Raw genomic sequence first — 23033 nt, 5'->3', positions numbered from 1 at the left:
ACTGGGCGTCAGTCAACGACACACCTGAACCAACGACCAGAAGATCCCTAAGAAACGCCCTAGTTCGAGCAGGGCGGTGACGGTGAAGGTCTTGGTCTCGCTGCCGATCCGCATGTTCAGATCGGTCTCCATGGGCGCGTCGCCGGTCTTGTCGGCGACGCCGAAGGCCTGTACGTACTCCCCCTTGCCGGGCGCCGAGAGTCCGACGATCACTCCGGGGACCCCGGTCTCGGTCATCACCGCGCGGATCGCCTCGTCCAGGCGGGCGGCGACGGCCGGGCCGAGTTCGGGAAAGCCGGAGCCGGCTTCCGCGGTGGACCGTGACTCCGCGGAGCGGGTCGGCTCCGGGGCGGGTACGGCGTACGCTCCCCCGGCGGACACCGGCGCCACCAGCATTCCGGCCGTCGCCAGTGCCACACACGCCCTGCGCCAGCGCTTCTGTGAGCATCCCACGGCAGGTCTCCCGCCCTTCGAGGACGACGCTTCCACCTCAGGCTAGGCCGGGCCGGGGCCCTTCGCACCGCGACCCGGCCGGGGGGTCAGCCCGTGCCGCCCCAGCGGGCCGGGGCCATCTGCTTGGACATGATGGTGATCAGTTCGTAGGCCGCGTGGGACGCGGCGACGGAGGTGATGTCCGCGTGGTCGTACGCGGGGGCCACCTCGACGATGTCGGCGGAGACGAGTTGGCAGTCGGCGAGCCCGCGGACGATCTCCAGGAGTTCGCGGGAGGTGAGGCCGCCGGCCTCGGGGGTGCCGGTGCCGGGGGCGTGCGCCGGGTCCAGGACATCGATGTCGATGGAGATGTAGAGAGGGCGCTTGCCGATGCGCTCCCGCAGCTGCTCGATCACCTCGTCCACTCCGCGCCGCATCACATCGGCGGAAGTGACGATGCCGAAGCCGAGTTTGGCGTCGTCGTCGAGGTCCTGCTTCCCGTAGATCGGGCCCCGGGTGCCCACGTGGGAGAGGGCGGAGGTGTCGAGGATCCCCTCCTCCACGGCGCGGCGGAAGGGCATGCCGTGGGTGTACTGCTGCCCGAAGTAGTTGTCCCAGGTGTCCAGGTGGGCGTCGAAGTGCAGAACGGCGACCGGACCGTGCTTGCGGGCGACGGCGCGCAGCATCGGCAGCGCGATGGTGTGGTCGCCGCCCAGCGTCATCAGACGGGCTCCGCCGGAGAGGAGTTCGTCGGCGCCGGCCTCGATGGCCTCCATGGCGTCGTTGAGGTCGAAGGGGTTGGCGCTGATGTCCCCGGCGTCGGCGACCTGACTGTAGTGGAAGGGGTAGACGTCCTGGGCCGGGTTGTAGGGTCGCAGGGTGCGAGAGGCCTCCCGGATGGCGTTGCCGCCGAAGCGGGCGCCGGGGCGGTAGGTCACACCGCTGTCGAACGGGACGCCCACGACGGCGATGTCGGCCTTCTCCACCTGGTCGAGTCTCGGCACACGGCCGAAGGTCGCGGGTCCCGCGAAGTGAAGCGTCCGGTCGGTTTCCGTCGGCGGCAGGGGTGGCGCCACCGACGTGGGATGAACGGTCACGATGAGATCAGTGCCTTCCATGGGATACAGCGGCCCGGTTCAACACACCGGGCGGTGTCGGCGTGGGGCGTCGCGGCGCGGGCGCCTTCTCGGTCCGTGCGCCGTCAATGCCCGTACCCGGCCATTGAAACGAGCGGCGGAATGGGGTTTCCACCGCCACCGACCCCTAGCCTTCACCTAACCACCCCTAAGAGGAGCGCCCCGTTCCGAGGCTTGTTCGGCTCTTTTGTCCCCGAATCGCATAGGTGCTTCCTGTAACGACAGGAACACATTGAGTCCCCGGGTCGTTGATACAGTTCGAATCGATCCGCCGATCGGGAAGGGCTGGGGAGTCATTCATCCGGAGCGAGCGCGCGCCGCTGTCGGCATGCCCTGGGGGTTGACAGCGCTTCCCGGATGGGCGGGCACGGGGAAGCGGTCGCATCGGCTGGAATTCCCAACCGACTGTGCGTCATTTCATATCGCATTGGGGGAGCTTGGCAAGCATGTTGGTCGAACGGGACGAACAGATAGGGAAATTGACCTCCTTCCTGTCCGGCGCCCCCTCCGGCGGGGCTTCGGGCGGCCGGGCCTCCGGGGCCGGCCGGATCGCGGTCATCAGCGGACCGGTGGCCTCGGGCAAGACCGCGCTCCTCCATCGTGTGCTGGAGCACCCGGAGCGGTCGGGGGCCGACCGGACCGGGCCGGGGCCGCTCAGCGCCCTCGCCTCACCGGCGGAGCGGTCCGTGCCGTTCGGCGTGGTGGAGCAGCTGCTGCGCGATGTGCCGGAGCCCGAGCACGCCCCCGCCCCCACTCTCGCGCCGCGCCCCGATCCGGCGGCGCACCGGGCGGGCCCGGTGACCGACGAGATCCTGCGGTCCTTCCACGCGCGCCTCGCCGGGCTCCGGGCCCGGGGCCCGCTCCTGATCACCGTCGACGACGCGCAGTACGCCGACCCGGAGTCCCTGGAGTGTCTCGCGTACGCGCTGCTGCGGGCCCCGGCGCAGGGAGCCGGAGCCCTGTCGCTGGTGGTGACGCGCGGCCCCGACCCGGACGGCGGGGCCCCCGCCGTCCTGGACGAACTGCCGTACCGGCTACGGGGATTACATCTTCGTCTGCGCCCGCTGAGCGTCGAGGGCGTGGCCCTGCTGCTCGCGGACCGGCCTGGACCCGAGACCGGGCCCGGGCCCGGGGAGCCGCCTCTGACGGCCGAGTCCCTGCACGCGGCGACCGGCGGCAACCCCCTGCTCGTCCGGGCCGTCCTCGCGGACCTGCGCGCCGGGCGGACGCCCCCGGGCGAGGCGGAGACGGGCCCGCGCTCGGCCGCCGAGCCGGTGGACGCCGCCGACGGGGCGGCCCCCCACGCGGGTGAGCGTTTTCTGCACAGCGCGCTGATCTGCGTCCACCGCGCCGACGCCGAGGGTCCGCGGATCGCGCGGGGCATCGCCCTGCTGGGCGGAGCGGGATCCCTGTCGCTGCTCGCCCGGCTGATGGAGACCGAGGAGCGGACGGCGGCGCGCGTGGTGACCGCGCTCGGCGAGGCGGGCGTCCTGGACGGCCCCCGCTTCCGGCACCCCGGTGTGCGGGCCGCCGTGGCCGAGAGCCTCCCCGAGGAGGAGGTGATCCGGCTGCGGCGGCGGGCGGCCCGGCTGTTGTACGAGGACGGGGCGGCCCCGCTGATGGTCGCCGTCCAGCTGCTCAGCCATGAGGAGGCCGCCCCTCACGAGCCATGGGTCCCCCGGGTGCTGAGCGAGGCCGCCCACGCGGCGCTCGCCACCCGGCGGATGGCGTTCGCGATCCGCTGTCTGCGGACGGCCGAGAGCCGCTGCGCCGACGAGGCGGAACGGATGCGGACCCGGGCCACCCTCGCCAGATTCCTCTGGCGGGTGAAACCCTCCGCCTGGGCCCAGCAGCTGCGGTCCCTGACCGGGGCCGTGCGAGCGGGCCTGCTGCCGCCCGCCGACACACTGCGGCTCGTGTCCGATCTGCTGTGGAACGGCTGGGTGGACGACGCGGCCGAGGCGACCCGCCAGGTCGTCGGCGTACTGCCGGACTCCCCCGACCCGGCGGTCGCCGTGGAGCTGCGGCGGCTGTGGCTGATCCTGTCGAGCACCTACCCGGGGACGCTGGAGCGGATCGGGGATCTGCCCGCCCTCGCGACCCGTGGCGCCCAGCGCCCGTCGGGGACGGCGGCCACGGTCTCCGAGGAGACCCGGCTGACCGGGATCGAGGCGCTGTACGGGGTGCTGGCCGCCGCCCCCGACGGCGGCGCGCGGGGTCTCGCCGACGCGGAGTTCGCCGACAGCGTCGAACGGCTGCTGGCCGGCACCCGGGTGCGGTGCGAGACCATCGTCGGGATGTGGGCGGGGCTGGTGGCGCTCATGTACGCGGACCAGCTGGACCGGGCGACCCGCTGGGCGGATCAGCTGGTCGCGGAGGCGGCGGACCACGGGGCTCCGGGCTGGTCGGCGGTGCTGCGGGCGGTGCGCGCCCACATGTCGCTGCGCCGGGGCTGTCTCGCGGAGGCCCGGACGCTGGCCGAGGAGGCCCTGGAGCAACTCCCGCCGCACGGCTGGGGGGTGTGCGTCGGAATGCCGCTGTCCGCCCTCATCGAGACCCGGACCGCGATGGGCGACCACGAGGCGGCGGCGGAGCTGGTGGACCGGCCGGTGCCCGAGGCCATGTTCATGACGCGGTACGGACTGCACTATCTGTACGCGCGCGGCCGCCATCAGCTGGCCGTCGACCGGCATCACGCGGCACTCACCGACTTCATGCACTGCGGTGAGCTGATGCGGCGCTGGAACCTGGACCGTTCCGGGCTGGCCCCCTGGCGGCTCGGCGTCGCGGAGGCCTGGCTGGCGCTGGGCGACCGCCCCGCGGCGGAACGATTCGCCAGGGAGCAGCTCGCCGGGGACGCCGGAGGGCGCGTGCGGGGGCTGACGCTGCGGGTGCTCGCGGCGGCCCGCCCGGCCGCCGAACGCCCGGACCTGCTCGGCGAGGCCGTCTCGCTGCTCCAGGAGGCTGGCGACTGGCACGGGCTGGCGCTGGCGCTGACCGATCTCGGCGAGGTCTGCCAGGAGCTGGGAGAGACGGCGCAGAGCAAGCTGCACACCCGCAGGGCGTGGCGGATCGCCGAGGGCTGCGGCGCCAAGGAGCTGTGCCGGCCCAGGCCTTCGGCCCCAGCGCCCCACGACTCCCCCGCCGCTCCGCCGCGTACCGCCGCGCGGACGCACTCGGGGACCACCTCGTCGCTGACCGAGGCGGAGCGCAAGGTGGCGGCCCTGGCCGCGCACGGCTACACCAACCGGGAGATCAGTGCCAGGCTCTTCATCACGATCAGTACCGTGGAACAGCATCTGACCCGCGTCTACCGGAAGATCAATATTAGTCATCGCCAGGATCTGCCCGTCAGTTTGGATACCGATGTCGCACACACCGCCTGACCCCGCCGCCCCGGCCACGCCCACCTCGGCCGCCTCGCCCACCTCGCCCACCGAAGCCGGACCCCGGCTGCTGGCGGTGAGCGATCTGCATGTCGGCATGCCCGACAACCGGCCCATCACCGAGTCGCTGCGCCCCTCCCACCCCGACGACTGGCTGATCGTGGCCGGCGACGTCGGCGAGATGACGGAGGACATCGAGTGGGCGCTGAGCCTGCTGGCCTCGCGGTTCGCGAAGGTCATCTGGGTCCCGGGCAACCATGAGCTGTGGACCCCCCGCGAGGACGCGGTGCAACTGCGCGGCGAGGAGCGCTACCGGCATCTGGTGGAGCTGTGCCGACGGCTGGGCGTGCTCACCCCGGAGGATCCCTGGCCGGTGTGGCCGGGGCCCGGCGGGCCGGTCGCGGTGGCCCCCCTCTTCCTGCTGTACGACTACACGTTCCGGGTGGCGGGCACGGCCACCAAGGAGGAGTCGCTGGCCAGGGCGCACGAGGCGGGCGTGGTCTGCACGGACGAGTTCCTGCTGCACCCCGATCCGTATCCGACCCGAGACGACTGGTGCCGGGCCCGGGTGGCCCTGACCCGGCGGCGGCTGGTGGAGCACGACCCGGCCGTGCCGCTGGTGCTGGTCAACCACTGGCCGCTGGTGCGGGAGCCCACCGATGTGCTGTGGCACCCGGAGTTCGCCCAGTGGTGCGGCACGGTGCTGACCGCCGACTGGCACCGAAGATTCACCACGGCCGCCGTGGTGTACGGACATCTCCACATCCCGAGGACCACCTGGTACGACGGGGTGCGGTTCGAGGAGGTGTCGATCGGCTACCCCCGCGAGTGGCGCAAGCGCGGGCATCCCCGGGGACTGCTGCGGCAGATACTCCCGTACACCCCGGAGCGGGAGAGCGGCGTCGGGACCGGACCACTGGGAGGACAGTCGTGATAGAGGTGCTGCTGCCCGAGGGCGCGGTCGCGAGTGAGGCCTTCGGGCCGGACGGCTCCGGGACGCTCTACCCGGAGGAGGCGGCGCTGATCGCCCGGGCCGTGGAGATCCGCCGCGAGGAGTTCACCACCGTACGGGCGTGTGCCCGGCGGGCGATGGCGGCGCTGGGGCTGCCGCCCGTCCCCGTGCTGCCGGGTACGCGCAACGCGCCCCAGTGGCCCGCCGGGGTCGTCGGCAGCATGACGCACTGCGCGGGGTACCGGGCCGCCGTGCTCGCGCGCGACTCGGATCTGGCGATGATCGGCATCGACGCCGAGCCGGACCGGCCGCTGCCGGAGGGGGTCCTGGAGTCGATCGCGCTGCCGAGCGAGCTGGCCTGGGCGCGTTCCGGCGCGGGGGTGTCGCGGGTGTGCCGGGACCGGCTGCTGTTCAGCGCGAAGGAGGCGGTGTACAAGACGTGGTATCCGCTGCTCGGCACCGAGCTGGACTTCGGCGAGGCCCGGCTCTCCTTTCTTGAGGAGAGCCTCGGGAAGAACGACGCCGGCGGCTTCTCGCACGGCTCCTTCACCGCGCGCATTCTCCGCCCCGAACGCGGTCCCGACGGACGGATGGTGGATGAATTCGCCGGCCGCTGGCTCTCCGACCGGGGCATCATCGTGACGGTGATCACGCTGCCGCCCATCGGGGCGTGACGACGCAGGGCTGTTTGGGCACTGGGCGTTACCAGGGTGACTAGGGGTTGTTCCGGCAAGTGCCCCTGAATAGCGTGGAATTACCGGCAGAACTGTGATTTCCGGCTCCGCGCGGAATGTCTCCGGTTCCCTGGAAACGATGCCGAATGGCCCGAGAGGTATTCATGCTGACGTCAGCCGGCCCGGACCCCATCACCATGCTCGTGCCGGACTTCCCGTTCTCGTACGACGGCTGGCTGCGCCACCCCGCCGGTCTCGGTGTCCTTCCGCCGGAGCGCGCCGGAACGCCGGTGGCGGTGGTCGGCGGGGGGATGGCGGGGATGACCGCCGCCCATGAGCTGATGCGGCTGGGGCTGCGGCCGGTCGTCTACGAGGCGGAGCAGTTGGGCGGCCGGATGCGCTCGGTGCCTTTTCCCGGCCGTCCGGAGTGTGTGGCGGAGATGGGGGCGATGCGTTTCCCGGTCTCGGCCCGCTCGCTGTTCCACTACATCGAGCTGCTGGGCCTCGCGACGAGCCCGTTCCCCAACCCGCTGGCCCCGAGCACCCCGAGCACGCTGATCGATCTGGGCGGCGAGCGGCACACGGCCCGGACGGCGCGGGAGCTGCCGGACGTCTATCAGGAGGTGGCCGTCGCCTGGGAGAAGGCGCTGCGGGAGCGGGCCGAGCTGGCCACCGTGCGGGACGCCATTCAGCGGCGGGACGTCGAGACGCTGAAACTCGTCTGGAACAGGCTGGTCCGGGAGTTCGACGACCAGTCCTTCTACGGGTTCCTGGCGACCAGTTCGTCCTTCCAGTCCTTCCGGCACCGGGAGATCTTCGGGCAGGTGGGGTTCGGCGCGGGCGGCTGGGACACCGATTTCCCCAATTCGGTGCTGGAGATTCTGCGGGTGGTCTACACGGAGGCGGACGACAACCATGTGGCCATCGCCGGCGGCTCGCAGCGGCTGCCGCGCGGGCTGTGGGAGCACCGGGCCGAGAGCTGCGCGCACTGGCCGGCCGGTACCTCGCTCTCCTCCCTGCACGGCGGTTCGCCCCGGCCCCGGGTGCGGGGGGTCGCCCGGGACGGCGAGGGCTTCGTCGTCACCGACGCCGAGGGGCGGCGGGACCGGTTCGCCTCGGTGGTCTACACCCCGCATGTGTGGACGCTGCTGAACCGGGTGGAGTGCGATCCCTCGCTGCTGTCCGCGCCGCTGTGGACGGCGGTGGAGCGCACGCACTACATGGGGGCGTCGAAGCTGTTCGTCCTCGCCGACCGGCCGTTCTGGCTGGACCCGGATCCGCGCACCGGCCGTCCGGTGATGAGCATGACCCTGACCGACCGGATGCCCCGGGGGGTGTATCTCTTCGACGACGGGCCGGACCGGCCCGGGGTGATGTGTCTGTCGTACACCTGGAACGACGACTCGGCGAAGATGGCGACGCTGAGCGCGGCCGAGCGGCTGGAGGTGCTGCTGGAGAAGCTGGCGGCGATCTATCCGGGGGTGGACATCCGCTCGCACGTGGTCGGTGAGCCGCTCACCATCACCTGGGAGAACGAGCCGCATTTCATGGGCGCGTTCAAGTCCAATCTGCCGGGGCAGTACCGCTATCAGCGGCGTCTTTTCACCCAGTTCATGCAGCGCGGGCTGCCCGGGGCCGAGCGCGGTTTCTTCCTCTGCGGCGACGATGTGTCGTGGACGGCGGGGTTCGCGGAGGGCGCGGTGACGACGGCGCTGAACGCGGTGTGGGGGGTGGTGGAGCAGCGGGGCGGGGCGACGCACCCGGATAAGCCGGGTCCCGGGGATCTCTCCGACGCGCTGGCTCCGGTCGAGCTGCCCTACGACGCCTGAGGCGGAGCCCGTACGGCCCCCGGTACGCCGACGGCGCTTCCGCCCGAGGCCGGGCGGGGGCGCAGTCGGCGTACCGGGGCGGGAGCTACTCGGCGGCCATCCGGGCCAGCTGCTTCTTGTCCGGCTTGCCGTTGCGGTTGAGCGGGAAGTTCTCCAGGACGACGACCCGGTTGGGCTGCTCGTAGGTGGGCAGCAGCGCGCACAGCCGCTCGCGCCAGTGGGCGGCGTCGCGCTGTTCCTCGTCCTCCACGAAGAAGACGAGCTGGGAACCGCGCAGCTGGTCGGGGACGGGCACGATCCGGGTGGGGCAGCCGGCCGCGGCGGCCTTCCGCTCGATGAGTTCGGGGTAGAGCGTGTAGCCCATGCGGTGGACGGCGAACTTCCGCCCCAGGACATGGAGGTTGCCCCCCTCGTCGAGATGGCCCAGGTCGCCGGTGAGCTGCGGCCCGCCGGGGGTGGGCACGACGGAGCCGTCCTCGGCCATCTGGCCCTCAAGCTGGTCGGGGGTGTCGACCTCGATCTCGCCGGTCACTCCGGCGGGCAGCTCGTGGCCGTCCTCGTCGACGACCCGGATCCGGATGCCTTCCATGGCGCGGCCGCAGGAGACGGGGTTCTCCAGGGTGGCGAAGGCGACATTGCCCAGCTCGGTGGAGCCGTAGCTGTCCAGCAGCGGCAGGCCGAACTCCTGAACGTAGCTCTCCACCAGCGGTCCGTCCAGCGGCGCCGCGCCGACGCAGAACATCCGGACGCCGGTGAGATGGGCGCGCAGAGCGGGCTTCCTGCTCGCCAGGCTGAGGATACTGCGATAGCTGGAGGGGGTGGCGTCCAGGACGGTGGCCCCGCAGTCGCGGGCCATCCGCAGTGCCCGGTCGAGCCGCCGGTAGGGGGCGATCACCAGGGAGCAGCGGGTGAGCCAGGCGATGAGCACCATCGACAGGCCGTACTGGTGGGCGAAGGGGAGCAGCGGCATCAGGACGTCGTCGGGCCGGTGGCCGACCTGGTCGGCGTTGCGGCGCAGATTGCGCAGGAATTTGGCGCCGGACTTCACCACGCCCTTGGGCGATCCGGTGGAGCCCGATGTCCACATGATGAGGCCGTCGGGCAGCTCGCCCCAGACGTCGAAGGACAGGTCGCCCTCCGGGGCCGGGCGTCCGGCGGCGGCGACCATCAGTTCGTACAGATGGGTGGGGTCGGCCGCTGTGTCGATGGGGGTCTCGTCGTCGACGAAGGTGGCTTTGACGCCGGTGCGCAGCGCGATGCGGCGGGTCTCCTCCGTGGTCTCCTGCTGGTCGACGAGGACGACGGAGGCCCCGGCGTGCATCAGGGCGTACAGGACGCAGACGTACGCCGCCGAGTTGCCCGCTTTGAGCATGACTCGGTCGCCGGGGTTGACGCCTCGTTCGCGGAGCACTTCGGCGATACGGAGGGCGTCCTTCTCGAATTCGTCGACGGGCCGTACCGAGTCGGCTGCAAAGATCTTCGCGGTCATCGGTCGCACTCTGTCCTTCCTCTGGGCCGAACGTGGCCGGAGCCGGTGGGGCCGCGCCGTGCGGTGCGGGCGGCGTGTCCGGGCCCGTTCAGTGGTGGATCGCGGGATTCGCGAGCTTCACAAGGTGGGGGGATTCGGTCGGTCCCGTCCGTGGGCACGGGTCTCCACAGGGCACGCTAGGCAGTGGGGCGAAGGGGCTGACACCCCTGCTCTGCCCCTAGGCCCCCCGCTTCGGCGGCGGGCCGGTCCGGCGGAGGTCGGTCGGGGCCGGCCGGGGCCGGCCGGGGTCCGGGAGCTGTCGGGGCCGGCCGGGGTCCGGGGCCTGTCGGGGCCGGTCGGGGTCGGGGTCGGTGCCGCGCAGTGAGATCAGCTGGTCGTGCACGAGGTTGACGACCTCGCGGCGGTGGGAGCAGAGGTAGTCGCGGCCACCGGGGAGGACTTCCAGGTCGAACCGGCCGGAGGTGGCGCGCCGCCAGTCGCGTACACCGGGCAGCGGGGCGCACGGGTCGTGGCGGCCCGCGATGGCGACGACGCGGCAGCCGAGGGCGGGCGGGCCGAGGGGGCCCCGGTGGCAGGGGCCGGTGCGGCCGGAGACGAAGAGGGTCAGCGGTCCGGCGTCGGTCTCGCGTTCCAGCCGCTGGGCGAGTCCATGGGCGAGGTCCGCGCCGAAGCCGTGGCCGAAGAGGGCGAGGGGAAGGTCCGACCAGCCCTCCACCGCCCGGAAGATCTTGTCGACGAGTTCGGCGGCGTCCGCGGGCGGATGCTCGTCGTCGGCGGGCTCCGGATAGCGGACGACGAGCAGTTCCACGGTCGGCAGCAGCAGATCCGACATGGCGAGGTAGTCGGAGGCCGAGTTCCGTCTGCTCGGGAGGCAGATCATGCGGTAGCTGCTGCGTACCGACGGCTGCCGGACCTGGATCAGTCCGATGTCGTCGGGGGCGATCTCCCCGGCGGAGCGCGGGGTGCACTCACAGGTCATACGCACGACCGCCCCGGTCCGGTCGCCGCCGCCGTCGCAGCAGCCGTCGCTGCCGCTGCCGACGGCCGGTTGGTCCGGTACCACTCGACGGTCTCGGCGAGCCCCTCGGCGAAGTCGCGCGCGGGCGAGTAGCCGAGTTCGTCGTGGATCTTCGTCCAGTCGACGGAGTAACGGCGGTCGTGCCCCTTGCGGTCGGTGACGTGCTCGACCCGGTCCCAGCCGGCCCCGCAGGCCTCCAGCAGCAGCCCGGTCAGCTCCTTGTTGGTCAGTTCGGTGCCGCCGCCGATGTTGTACGTCTCGCCCGCCCGGCCGCCGGTGAGGACGGCCAGCAGGCCCCGGCAGTGGTCGTCGACGTGGAGCCAGTCGCGGACGTTGTCCCCGTCGCCGTAGAGCGGTACGGTCCCGCCGGCCAGCAGCCGGGTCACGAAGAGCGGTATCACCTTCTCCGGGTGCTGGTGGGGGCCGTAGTTGTTGGAGCAGCGGGTCACGCGCACATCGAGGCCGTGGGTGCGGTGGTGGGCGAGGGCGAGGAGGTCGCTGGCGGCTTTGGACGCCGAGTAGGGCGAGCTGGGGTCGAGCCGGTCGGTCTCCACGGAGGAGCCGGTGGGGACCGAGCCGTACACCTCGTCGGTCGACACATGCACGAAGGGGCCGGTGCCGTGGCGCAGCGCGGCCTCCAGCAGGGTGTGGGTGCCGACCACATTGGTGTGCACGAAGGGGTCCGCGCCTTCGATGGAGCGGTCGACGTGCGATTCGGCGGCTAGGTGGACGACGGCGTCGTGGGTCGCCATCAGCCGGTTCACGAGGGGCGCGTCGGTGATGTCGCCGTGGACGAAGGAGAATCCGGGTTCGTTCTCGACGGGTGCGAGGGCGGCGCGGTCGCCCGCGTAGGTGAGCTTGTCCAGGACGGTGACGCGGACGTCGTCGCCCAGGGGTCTGTCCGGGCCGAGGACGGTGCGCACGAGGTGGGAGCCGATGAACCCGGCCGCTCCCGTGATGAGGATGTTCACGATCGGATCTGCACCTTGCTGTGGTCGCCGAGAATCAGTCGGTGGGCCTGGGGGGAGCGGGGGGCGGGGGTGACCTGCACCTGACGGCCGATCATGGACGCCTCGATGCGGCGTACGCCGTCGATGGCGGTGCCGGCCAGCACGATGGAGTACTCGATCTCGCTGTCGGCGATCGTGCAGTCCTCGCCGACGGAGGTGAAGGGGCCGATGTAGGAGCCCTCGACGCGGGTGCCCCGGCCGACGACGGCGGGGCCCACGATCCGGGAGCGGACGATGACGGCGCCCTCCTCGATCACGACCCGGCCGACGAGTTCGCTCTCGTCGTCGACGGCGCCCGCGCAGCGTGGGGCGAGGCTCTCCAGGACCGAGCGGTTGACCTCCAGCATGTCGGTGGCGTTGCCGGTGTCCTTCCAGTAGCCGTCGACGGTGGAGGAGGTGACGGGGAGATTCTGGTCGAGCAGCCACTGGATGGCGTCGGTGATCTCCAGTTCGCCGCGCGCGGAGGGCTGGATGGCGTCGACGGCCGCGTGGACGACGGGGGTGAAGAAGTAGACGCCGACCAGGGCCAGATCGCTCTTGGGGAACTCCGGCTTCTCCTCCAGCACGCGCACCCGGCCGGTGTCGTCGAGGGTGGCGACGCCGAACGCCGACGGGTTGGGCACTCTGGTGAGCATGATCTGCGCGGCGGGTCTGCGGACGCGGAACTCCTCCAGCTGCGCGCTGATCCCGCCGAGGAGGAAGTTGTCGCCGAGGTACATCACGAAGTCGTCCTCGCCGAGCCAGGCGCGGGCGGTGCGGACCGCGTGGGCCAGGCCGAGCGGCTGGTGCTGCGGTATGTAGGTGACGCTGATGCCGAAGCGGGAGCCGTCGCCGACGGCGGCCCTGATCTCCTCGGCGGTGTCGCCCACGACGATGCCGACGTCGGTGACGCCCGCTTCGGCGATCCCTTCGAGTACGTAGAAGAGGATGGGCTTGTTGGCCACCGGGACCAGTTGTTTGGCCGAGGTGTGGGTCAGGGGGCGCAGGCGGGTGCCGGATCCCCCCGCCAGGACGAGTGCCTTCACCGGGTCTCCTCGCTGAACGGGTTGGCGAGCGAGGAGAGATGTCTCAGACAGTCCTCGTACGCGGGCAGCAGGCCCATGGCCTCGGCCTCGGCCAGGCTGGGGGCCGAGGTGTCCTTGCCGGAGAGCACGGGTTCGGCGTCCGGGAGCCATGCGATGGCCAGTTCGGGGTCGAGCGGGTCGATGCCGTGCTCATGGGCCGGCCGATAGCTTGCGGTGGTCAGATACATGACAGTCGCTTCGTCGGTGACGGCCTGGAAGGCGTGACCGAGCCCCTCGGAGAGGAAGACCGCCCGCCGGGACACATCGTCCAGTTCAACCGCTTCCCAGGTGCGGTAGGTGGGGGAGCCGGGGCGCAGGTCGACTATCACGTCGCGCACCGCCCCCTGGAGGCAGGTGACGTACTTGGCCTGGCCGGGCGGCAGATCGGCGAAGTGGACGCCCCGGATGACGCCCAGGCGGGAGACGGAGCAGTTGACCTGGGCGAGTTCAAGACGGCGGCCGGTGGCGAGCTGGAAGGCGTCGCGCTGGAACACCTCCAGGAATGAGCCGCGGTCGTCGGTGTGGAGGATGGGCTCGTACAGCCAGGCGCCCTCGATCGACAGGGATTTCACCCTTCAGCAGCCTTTCGGTTGAGCGGAGTGAGCGGTGGACGGAGTGGACGGGGCGAGCGGGGTCGACGGAGAGGGCCCGGCGAGGGCCTCGGTGAGGGCCTCGCGCCAGTGGCGCGGCGCGGGGAGCCCGGCGGCGGCCCACCGCTCGTGGCCGAGGACGCTCCACGCCGGGCGGACCGCGGCCCGCCGCAGCGCGGAACTGCCGATGGCCCGCACCCGGTCCGGGTCCTGCCCGGTCAGCCGGAACACCTCACGGGCCAGCGCGTGCCAGGTGGTCCGGCCGCCGCCGGTGGCGTGGAAGACGCCGTGGGCGCGCTCCGGCGGCAGGGTGCCGAGCGCGATGAGCCGCCCGGCGACATCGGGTGCCCAGCTGGGCTGTCCGTACTGGTCGTCGACCACCTCCACCGTGCGGCCCGGCTCCCGGGCGAGCCGCGCCATGGTGTGGACGAAGCCGCCCTCACCGCGCCCGTACAGCCAGGCGGTGCGCACCACGGCGGCGGTTTCCGGCAGCGCGGAGAGCACGGCGCGCTCGCCCGCGAGCTTGGTGCGCCCGTACGCGGTGCGCGGGCCGGGTTCCGCGTCCTCGGCGTAGGGGCGGCCGGAGTCGGCCGGCGTGCCGCCGAAGACATAGTCGGTGGAGACATGGAGGAGCCTGCCGCCGGTCGCGGCGCAGGCGCGGGCGAGATGGCGCGGGCCGTCACCGTTGACCCGGTGGGCGGCCTCCTCCTCGCTCTCGGCGAGGTCGACCGCCGTCCAGGCGGCGCAGTTGACGACCACGTCGGGGCCGCCGTCGGCGACGGCCGAGGCCACCGCCCGCGGATCGGTGAGGTCGAGATCGGCCCTGCCGGTCCGTACGATGTCGGCCCCGTGGGCGGCGAGCTGGGCGGACACCTCACCGCCGAGCATGCCGGTGGCTCCGATCACCATCCATCGCAGCGTTCCCGGATCAACCGGAAAGACCCCGGGCGCACGACCCGCCGACGCTTCATTTTCTTGCGAATAATAATTCGGCGCGATCACGCGTCGATGTTATGGGAATGTTCGACAAAATCGCAACACCAGTTCTCCGTAATAGTTTTCAACGGAAGACCAGTGCCGTATGAATCATTCTCCGAAAACCCCTAATCACCCCTATTGGACAGATCGCCGCCCCCTGATTTTCATGCCCTTCGGGATCACCCGCCTTCCCACGTGCTAGACAGGATCAGAACCACTTTCGTTCCCTCTTCCACCAATCTTCGACAAGTGTCGGACACACCACTCCACGAGGGCGCGCGACGGCCGCCGTCACCGCACCCCCGCACGATCAAAATCTCCTTTTCCGGCCTTGTGTCCGACCGCGTGCGCACCCGCGACGCGGCCGAATGCAGGGCCCTTTCTCGTCAGCGACACCGGCAGGCGGCTGCCGGAGCAATCCCGGAAGCAAAGGTATTCACGGATCATGACCAATTCCGAGCAGATTCCCGCGCCCGATTCTCCCGGATCAGCCACTTCCGCCGGTTCCGCGGCCACGCGCACCGGGACCGCTATCGTTTTCCCGGGAATGGGCCCCTCCGCGTTCTCGGAGGTGGGGAAGTTCCTCTTGCTCGACCCTTATGCACGGAAGCGCCTCGCGGAAGCCGACGAGGCGCTCGGTCATTCGGTTTTCGACCGGTTCAGGACGGCCGAGGACGACTACTCGGTCCATTCGCAGATCGCCTTCCTGGTGAACTCCATGGCGATGGCGGACCGGGCGCTCGACACCCTCGGCGTCTCCCCCACCGTCTGCACCGGACCGAGCTTCGGCCAGAAGGCGGCCGCCGCGTTCGTCGGCTCCCTCCCCTTCGCGGACGTCGTACGGCTCACGGCCGAACTGGCCCGCTGCGAGGAGGAGTACTTCACCGAGGCGTACCAGGACGTCGTCACCCACTCCTTCGTCCGCACCCCGCAGGAGAGGCTGGACGAGATCCTCGCCGGATTCGACGACCGGGGCGTCTGGTACGACATCTCCGGCCGGCTCGACGCCGGATTCCACATGCTCTCCGTGCGGGAGGGGGAACTCGACGGACTCAAGGCGAGCATCAGCGCGGCGGGCGGCTACTCCATGTACTCGATGCGGCCTCCCGTCCACGCGGCCGCGTTCGCCGCGCTGCGCCGCAAGGCCGAGGAGGAGGTGTTCGCCTCGTACACCCTGGCGGACCCCGCCCTTCCGGTGGTCACCGACCAGGACGGCACCGTCGTCCGGGACGCCGCCGGGATGCGCATGATGATGCTGGACACCTTCGACCGGCCGATCCACTGGCCGAGCGTGGTCCGCACACTCAAGGAACTCGGGGTGGGCACCGTCTGTGTGACCGGGCCCGACAATCTCTTCCACCGTCTCGACCTCACCAAGGACAGTTTCGAGGTCGTCACCGTGGGTCTGCCGAAGAAGCGGGCCCGGGAGCGCGAGCGGCGCACCCGCTGACGGATCCGCCCGTGCACGAGGCGGTGCGCGACGGCGGTACGGCTCCGCCGGCACGGGCCCGGCCCCACCTCAGTGGTGGGGCCGGGCCCGCCGCTCGTCAGCGCCCGGCGTCGAGCCAGTCCGTCACCGCGCGCGCCGTCGTCGGGGCGTGCTCCTCCATCATGGTGAAGTGATTGCCCGGCACATCCACCGCGGTGTGCTCCAGCTCCCAGTACGAACGCCAGTCGCCGTCCGTCCCCCGCGACCAGTCGAAGAACCGCTCACCGGCCCGGACCAGCAGGGTCGGCGTCTTCACCGCCGTGGGCTTCCAGCCGCCGAAGAGCCGGAAGTACGCGCCCATCGCCAGCAGCCGGGAGTCGTCGACCGGCACATAGCTGTCCTGGCGGTCGTCCATCCCCTCGGAGAGACCGGGCTGGATGCCGATGATCGCGTCATCGTCGTGCGAGTAGATGTCGATCATCACCACGGCCTCGGGGAACACCCCCTCGCTCTCCAGCCTCCCGGCCACCGCGTGGGCGAGCATGCCGCCCGACGAGTGCCCGAGCAGCACGAACGGAGCGCCGTCCGCGTACCGCAGCACCGCCTGGGCCTGGGCCTCGATCACCGCTTCGGCGGTCGAGGGCAGCTGCTCGCCGCGGAGGAACCCGGGGGCGGCCAGTGCCCGGACGTCCCGCCGCCCCCGGAAGGCGGAGGCGAAACGCGCGTACTGGTGCGGGCCCGAGATCGACAGAATGGAGGAGAAGCAGACCAGCCCGGGACCGGTCTCTCCGCGCGACAGCCGCACCAGGCTGGGCGCCTTGCGCAGCTCGGCCGCCGAGGCGAACGACGGCCGGAAGCGCGAGGCCCCCATCAGCAGCTCCATGAACTGACCGGAAGCGCCCTGCGCGCCCGCCTCCTGGAGCATCGCCCCGAAGACTCCCCCGGACGCCTCCGTACCGCCGCCGTCACCGTCCGCCGTATCGCCCGACTGCCCGGCCGCTCCGGCCGCTCCGGCCGCTCCGGCCGTGCCGCCGGTGGATCCGAGCAGTTCGGCACGGATCCGGCGGGCGGCCAGCGCGGGCGTCGGGTGGTCGAAGAGCAGGGTGGCGGGCAGCCGCAGACCGGTCGCCGCGTTGAGCTGATTCCGCAGCTCGACGGCTGTCAGCGAGTCCAGGCCGAGTTCCAGGAACTCCTGGGACTCCCCCACCGCGTCCGGCGACGGGTAGGCGAGCACCGCGGCGACCTGAGCGCGCACCACATCGAGCAGCAGCCGCTCCTGCTCGTCCTCCGGCAGCCCGGCGAGCCCCGCGAGACGGCGCGCGGCGGCGGACGCCGCCGGGTCGGCGGCCCGGTGCTCCGCCGCCCTGCGCGGCACACCGCGCACCAGCCCCCGGAAGACCGCGGGCAGCGCTCCGGCTTCCGCCTGGGCGCGCAGCGGAGCGGTGTCGAGCCGCATGGCGACATAGACCCCGTCCCCGGCGTCCCCGCTGCCCGGGCCGTCCGGGCCGTCGGCGGAGCCCGGCGCGGCGAGCGCGCACGCCGTGTCGAAGAGCGCCAGCCCCTCGGCGGCGGAGAGCGGGGCCAGTCCGGCGCGCGCCATCCGCTGGATGTCGGCGTCGGAGAGTTCCCCGGTCATCGCGCTCGCCTGGGCCCACAGCCCCCACGCCAGCGACACGGCGGGCAGTCCCGCCGCCCGCCGCTGCTGGGCCAGGGCGTCCAGAGCGGCGTTGGCCGCCGCGTAGTTGGCCTGCCCCGGGTTGCCGAGCGTGCCCGCCGCCGAGGAGAACAGGACGAACGCGGCCAGATCGAGCCCCTGGGTCAGCTCGTGCAGATGCAGCGCGGCCTCGGCCTTGGGCCGCATCACCGTGTCGAGCCGCTCCGGTGTCAGCGACGGCAGCATCCCGTCGTCGACCCGGCCCGCCGCGTGGACGACGGCGGTGAGCGGATGCTCGCGCGGTACGGCCGCCAGCAGCGCGGCCAGCGCCTCCCGGTCGGCCGCGTCGCACGCGGCGACCGTCGTCTCCGCGCCCAGTTCGGCGAGTTCGGCGACGAGTTCGGCGACACCGTCCGCCGCCGCCCCGCGCCGGCTGGTGAGCAGCAGATGCCGCACACCCCGCTCGGCCACCAGATGCCGGGCCAGCAGACCGCCGAGCGCCCCGGTGCCGCCGGTGACGAGCACGGTTCCCTCCGGGTCGAAGGCGGGCCCCTCGACGCGGCCCCGTTCCTCGCCCGCCACCGCCGGAACCACCGGCACCCGGGCCAGCCTGGCCATGTGCGCGACTCCGCCGCGGAGGGCGAGCTGCGGCTCGCCACTGGCCACGGCCGCGATCAGCAGCGCGGCGACCCGCTCCTCGCTGTCGCTGTCACCGTTGTCGCCGTCGTGGCCGTCGTGACTCGCATCGAGGTCGAGCAGCGCCAGCCGGCCGGGGTTCTCCGACTGCGCGGACCGCAGCAGGCCCCACACCGGGGCGTGTGCCAGGTCCGGTACGCCCTCGCCCGGCCGGGCCTCGACCGCGCCCCGGGTGACGACCGTGAGCCGGGCGCCGGTGAGGGCCTCGTCGGCCAGCCAGTTCTGTACAAGTTCCAGCGCGTCACGGGTCGCCCGGCGGGCGGCCTCGGCGGTGGTGGTCGCCGCCGTACCGCTGTCCCGACCGTCCCGGCCGTCCTGACCGGTCGACGCGTACGAGACGAGCACGGTGTCGGGCAGCGGCTTGCCCGCCGCCACCACTCCGCCGAGCGCGTCGAGATCCGCGTACACGTCGGCGGTGACACCCGCCGACCGCAGGATGGCCTCCATGCCGAGCACATCGGCCCCGACGACGGCCCAGCGGCCCGTCTCGGCAGGAGCGCCGACGGTCAGCGCGGGCCATTCGAGCCGGAAGAGCGACTCGTGGAACACCGGCCGCTCCGATCGCAGCCGCGCCGGGTCGAGCGCCCTCAGCAGCAGCGATTCGACCGACACCACCGGCGCGCCCTGCTCGTCGAAGGCGGCGAGGGACACCGCGCCCGGCCCGGCGGGGGCCAGTCGTACGCGCAGCGAGCCCGCGCCGACGGAGTGCAGGGTGACGCCGCTGAAGGCGAACGGCAGCCGGATCGGGGCGGCTTCGCCGGCCGCTTCGCCGTCGCCTTCGCCGGTGAGGAGGGAGCCGAGCGCGATGCCGTGGAGACCGGCGTCCAGCAGTGCCGGGTGCACGCCGAAGGCGGCGGCCTCGGCGCGCGGGCCTTCGGGCAGCAGCAGTTCGGCGAACAGCTCGTCGCCGCGCCGCCAGGCCGCGCGCAGATTGCGGAACGCGGGACCGTAGGCGAACCCGGCATCGGCGAACCGGTCGTACAGACCGTCCGCGTCGAGCGGCTCGGCGTCGGCGGGCGGCCAGCTCTCCAGCGCCGCGGCGGCCGGCGTCTCCGCCGTGCCGAGCACTCCGCTCGCGTGCCGCGTCCACGGCGTGTCCCGTCCCGGCTCGCCCTCGACCTCGTCGCTCCCCGCCTCGGGGCGCGAGTGCACCTGGAGGGCGCGGAGTCCCGACTCGTCGGGCGCGGCCACGGAGAGCCGCAGCTGAAGCGCGCCCCTCTCCGGCAGCACCATCGGCGCTTCGAGCGTCAGCTCGTCCAGCAGGGTGCTGCCGACCCGCCTTCCGGCGTGCAGCGCCAGCTCCACGAAGGCGGTTCCGGGCAGCAGGACCGCACCCGCGACCGCGTGATCCGCGAGCCAGGGGTGAGTGGCCAGCGAGAGCCGACCGGCGAACAGAGCCCCCTCCGAGTCCGGCAGTTCGACATCCGCCCCCAACAGCGGGTGCCCGGCCGCACCGAGCCCCGCGGACGACACATCGCCGACCGGGGCCACGGGCACATCGATCCAGTACCGCTCGTGCTGGAAGGCGTACGTGGGCAGGTCGACGCGCTGTGCGCCGGTGCCCGCGAAGTACGCCGCCCAGTCGACGGCCACGCCGTGGGCGTGCGCCCTGGCCAGGGCGGTGGTGACGGTCTCCGTCTCGGGACGGTTCTTGCGGAGTACGGGAGCGAAGACGGCGTCTCCGCCTTCGACACAGCCCTGGGCGAGGGCGGACAGGGTCCCGTCCGGGCCGAGTTCCACGTACGAGGTGACTCCGGCGGCCTCCAGAGCGCGGACGCCGTCGAGGAAGCGGACCGCCTCGCGGACATGGCGTACCCAGAAGTCCGCCGAGCCCAGCTCGTCCGTGACGAGGGTGCCGGTGAGGTTGGAGACGATCGGAATCTTCGGGTTGTCGTACGAAAGATTCTCGATCGCTGTACGGAACGCCTCCAGCATGCCGTCCATGTGCGGCGAGTGGAACGCGTGGCTCACCGTCAGCCGCTTCGACTTACGGTCCGGGAACTGCTCCACGATCGCGAGAGCGGCGCTCTCGTCACCCGCGATCACGACGGACCGAGGACCGTTGATCGCGGCGATGCTCACCCGGTCGGTGAGCAGCGGGAGGATCTCGTCCTCCGACGCCTGTACGGCGATCATCACGCCGCCGGTGGGCAGTGCCTGCATCAGACGGCCACGAGCCGCCACCAGCGTGCAGGCGTCCTCCAGCGAGAACACCCCCGCCACATGAGCGGCAGCGATCTCACCGATCGAATGACCCGACAGGAAGTCCGGCCGTACGCCCCACGACTCCAGAAGCCGGAACAGCGCCACCTCAATCGCGAACAGCGCGGGCTGAGTCACCGCCGTCTGATCGAGAGCACCGCTCTCATCGCCGAACAGTGCTTCCTTCAACGGCACATCAAGTTGGGCGCAGATCTCGTCCAGAGCCCGAGCGAAGGCCGGATACGCCTCATACAGCCCACGGCCCATCCCCAGCCGCTGACTCCCCTGCCCCGTAAACAGGAACGCCAGCTTCCCGGAGTTCACCGTGCCCTGTACGAGGTTGGCCCGGGCGTCGCCGTCGGCCAGCGCCGTCAGACCGTTCAGCAGCTCGTCCCGGCCGCCCGCCACGACCACCGCGCGGTGGTCGAAGGCAGCCCGCCGGGTCGCGAGCGAGTACGCCACATCATCGGCACGCGCCTCGGGAGCGCCCGACAGATGGGACCTCAGCCGGGCGGCCTGGCCGCGCAGCGCGTCCGCAGTCTTCGCGGAGAGCACGTACGGCAGCACAGCGGGATCCGGAACCGGAACCGGAGCGGGAGCCGAAACCGGACGCGAATCGGACCGCTCCGGAGCCTGCTCGATGATCGTGTGCGCGTTGGTCCCGGAGATACCGAACGACGAGATGGCGGCGCGGCGCGGGCGGCCGGTCTCCGGCCAGGGGGTGACCGACTCAAGCAGCGAGACGGCTCCCGCCGACCAGTCGACATGCGGAGTCGGCTCGTCGACATGCAGAGTCTGCGGCAGCACCCCGTGACGCATCGCCTCCACCATCTTGATGATCCCCGCGACACCGGCGGCAGCCTGCGTATGACCGAAGTTGGACTTGATCGAGCCCAGCCACAGCGGGGAGTCCTCGGTGTGCTCCTGACCGTACGTCGCGAGGAGGGCCTGCGCCTCGATCGGGTCACCCAGCGAGGTACCCGTACCGTGCGCCTCCACCACATCCACCTCAGCGGCGGACAGACCAGCGTTCGCCAGCGCCTGCCGGATCACCCGCTGCTGAGACGGACCATTAGGAGCCGTCAGACCATTCGAAGCACCGTCCTGGTTGATCGCCGAACCACGGACGATCGCCAGCACCGGATGGCCGTTCCTGCGGGCGTCGGAGAGCCGCTCGACGAGCAGCATGCCGACGCCCTCGCCCCAGGCGGTGCCGTCGGCGGCGGCGGCGAAGGGCTTGCAGCGGCCGTCGCCCGCGAGGCCGCGCTGACGGCTGAAGGCGACGAAGGTGCCGGGCGTGGCCATCACGGTCACACCTCCGGCCAGGGCGAGATCGCACTCGCCGCCGCGCAGCGCCTGGGCGGCGAGGTGCAGGGTGACGAGGGAGGAGGAGCAGGCGGTGTCGACGGTGACCGCCGGGCCTTCGAGACCGAAGGAGTACGAGACCCGGCCGGAGGCGACGCTGCCCGAGCTGGAGGTGCCCATATAGCCTTCGAGGCCCTCGGGGGCGCGGTGCAGCAGAGTGCCGTAGTCGTTGTACATGACACCGGCGAAAACGCCGGTGCGGCTGCCGCGCAGGGACGCGGGGTCGATGCCCGCGCGCTCGAAGGCCTCCCAGGAGGTTTCGAGGAGGAGGCGCTGCTGAGGGTCGGTGGCGAGGGCCTCTCGCGGGGAGATCCCGAAGAAGGTCGGGTCAAAGTGGTGGGCGTCGTGCAGGAATCCGCCGGCCCTGCTGTAGCTGGTGCCGGGCCGGTCGGGGTCGGGGTCGAAGAGGGCCTCGACGTCCCAGCCCCGGTCGTCCGGCATGTCCGAGATGGCGTCCCGGCCCGCCAGGACGGCTCCCCACAGATCTTCGGGGGACCTGATGTCGCCGGGGAAGCGGCAGGCCATCGCCACGATCGCGATCGGCTCGTCGTCACGGGCGGAGCTGGCGACCACGGTGGCCGCCGCTTCCGCCCCGCCGAGGAGTTCGCCGCAGAGGTAGTCGGCCAGGAGCGCGGGGTTCGGGTAGTCGAAGACGAGCGTGGCGGGCAGCCGTACGCCGGTGGCCGCGCCGAGCCGGTTGCGCAGCTCGACGGCTGTCAGCGAGTCGAAGCCGACCTCGCTGAACGAGCGCGCCGGGTCGACGGCCTCGGGCCCGGCGAAGCCGAGCACGGCCGCGACCTGGTTGCGGACCAGCTCCAGCACGGCCACAGGCCGCTCGTCCGCCGTCAGCGCGGCAAGCTGCCGGGCGAGCTTGCCCGCCGGGGCCGAGCCGCCTCGGGCCGCACGGCGGGCGGGGGCCCGGACGAGTCCGCTGAGCAGCGGCGGAACCAGCCCGCCGGTACGCAGTGCGGCGAGGTCGAGCTTCACCGGTACGAACAGCGCCTGGTCAGTGGCGGACGCGGCGTCGAACAACGCCACACCCTCCTCCGCCGACAACGCCGTAACGCCACCCCGGCCGAGCCGCGACACATCACCCGCGCCCAGCTCACCCGCCATACCACCCGACTCG

General features: G+C 72.0%; 14 protein-coding genes. 5 read left to right on the top strand and 9 right to left on the bottom strand.

Translation table 11 applies throughout. The features are described 5' to 3' along the window. Positions 1-12: 12 nt before the first annotated feature. Positions 13-453 (bottom strand): serine hydrolase, encoded by a 441-nt coding sequence (locus IE247_RS33205; protein WP_229869519.1) that lies wholly within the window; start codon positions 451-453, stop codon positions 13-15. A gap of 86 nt (positions 454-539) precedes the next feature. Continuing rightward, positions 540-1550, bottom strand: a complete 1011-nt coding sequence (gene speB / locus IE247_RS33200) for an agmatinase (protein ID WP_190127088.1) — start codon at positions 1548-1550, stop codon at positions 540-542. 464 nt (positions 1551-2014) lie between these two features. Between speB and IE247_RS33195 the strand changes: the two genes are divergently transcribed. The 4 genes from IE247_RS33195 (at position 2015) to IE247_RS33180 (ending at position 8409) form a co-directional block, all read left to right on the top strand. Next, positions 2015-4954: a helix-turn-helix transcriptional regulator gene (locus IE247_RS33195; RefSeq protein WP_190127087.1), complete on the top strand. Its 2940-nt coding sequence runs from the start codon at positions 2015-2017 to the stop codon at positions 4952-4954. Then, complete coding sequence (locus IE247_RS33190; protein WP_190127086.1) at positions 4935-5888, top strand: metallophosphoesterase family protein; 954 nt, start codon at positions 4935-4937, stop codon at positions 5886-5888. Before IE247_RS33195 ends, IE247_RS33190 begins: the two co-directional genes overlap by 20 nt. Then, positions 5885-6580, top strand: a complete 696-nt coding sequence (locus tag IE247_RS33185; protein WP_190127085.1) for a 4'-phosphopantetheinyl transferase family protein — start codon at positions 5885-5887, stop codon at positions 6578-6580. The genes IE247_RS33190 and IE247_RS33185 overlap by 4 nt, the downstream gene beginning before the upstream one ends. 164 nt (positions 6581-6744) lie before the next feature. After that, a complete protein-coding gene (locus IE247_RS33180; RefSeq protein ID WP_229869518.1) occupies positions 6745-8409 on the top strand; it encodes a flavin monoamine oxidase family protein in 1665 nt (554 codons plus the stop codon). 85 nt (positions 8410-8494) lie between these two features. On the opposite strand, the gene IE247_RS33175 is transcribed toward IE247_RS33180, so the two are convergent. From IE247_RS33175 to rfbD, 6 genes are all read right to left on the bottom strand, one after another. Next, a complete protein-coding gene (locus IE247_RS33175) occupies positions 8495-9898 on the bottom strand; it encodes a class I adenylate-forming enzyme family protein (protein ID WP_190127084.1) in 1404 nt (467 codons plus the stop codon). Between the two features lie 217 nt (positions 9899-10115). Beyond that, positions 10116-10877 (bottom strand): thioesterase II family protein, encoded by a 762-nt coding sequence (locus IE247_RS33170; RefSeq protein WP_190127083.1) that lies wholly within the window; start codon positions 10875-10877, stop codon positions 10116-10118. Further along, on the bottom strand, positions 10874-11887 hold the full coding sequence (gene rfbB, locus IE247_RS33165) for a dTDP-glucose 4,6-dehydratase (protein ID WP_190127082.1): 1014 nt from the start codon (positions 11885-11887) through the stop codon (positions 10874-10876). The genes IE247_RS33170 and rfbB overlap by 4 nt, the downstream gene beginning before the upstream one ends. Next, entirely contained in the window at positions 11884-12951 is a 1068-nt protein-coding gene (locus tag IE247_RS33160) for a glucose-1-phosphate thymidylyltransferase (RefSeq protein ID WP_190127081.1), read from the bottom strand. The genes rfbB and IE247_RS33160 overlap by 4 nt, the downstream gene beginning before the upstream one ends. Then, positions 12948-13562 (bottom strand): dTDP-4-dehydrorhamnose 3,5-epimerase family protein, encoded by a 615-nt coding sequence (locus IE247_RS33155; protein WP_190127080.1) that lies wholly within the window; start codon positions 13560-13562, stop codon positions 12948-12950. The genes IE247_RS33160 and IE247_RS33155 overlap by 4 nt, the downstream gene beginning before the upstream one ends. A gap of 3 nt (positions 13563-13565) precedes the next feature. Further along, positions 13566-14489 carry a dTDP-4-dehydrorhamnose reductase gene (gene rfbD, locus IE247_RS33150; RefSeq protein ID WP_190127079.1) on the bottom strand — a complete coding sequence of 308 codons (924 nt, stop codon included), beginning with the start codon at positions 14487-14489 and terminating at the stop codon, positions 13566-13568. 655 nt (positions 14490-15144) lie between these two features. Here rfbD and IE247_RS33145 point away from each other — a divergent pair. After that, on the top strand, positions 15145-16008 hold the full coding sequence (locus tag IE247_RS33145; protein WP_308433276.1) for an ACP S-malonyltransferase: 864 nt from the start codon (positions 15145-15147) through the stop codon (positions 16006-16008). Positions 16009-16105: 97 nt separating this feature from the next. Here the strand turns inward: IE247_RS33145 and IE247_RS33140 are convergent. Then, the coding region (locus IE247_RS33140; RefSeq protein WP_190127077.1) for a type I polyketide synthase at positions 16106-23033 on the bottom strand (6928 nt) is incomplete at its 5' end.

This window comes from Streptomyces inusitatus (assembly GCF_014651115.1).
In the GTDB taxonomy this organism is placed as follows: Bacteria; Actinomycetota; Actinomycetes; order Streptomycetales; family Streptomycetaceae; genus Streptomyces; species Streptomyces amakusaensis.
Note: the sequence above shows the minus strand (reverse complement) of the source record. Positions and strands in the feature narration are given on the sequence as shown.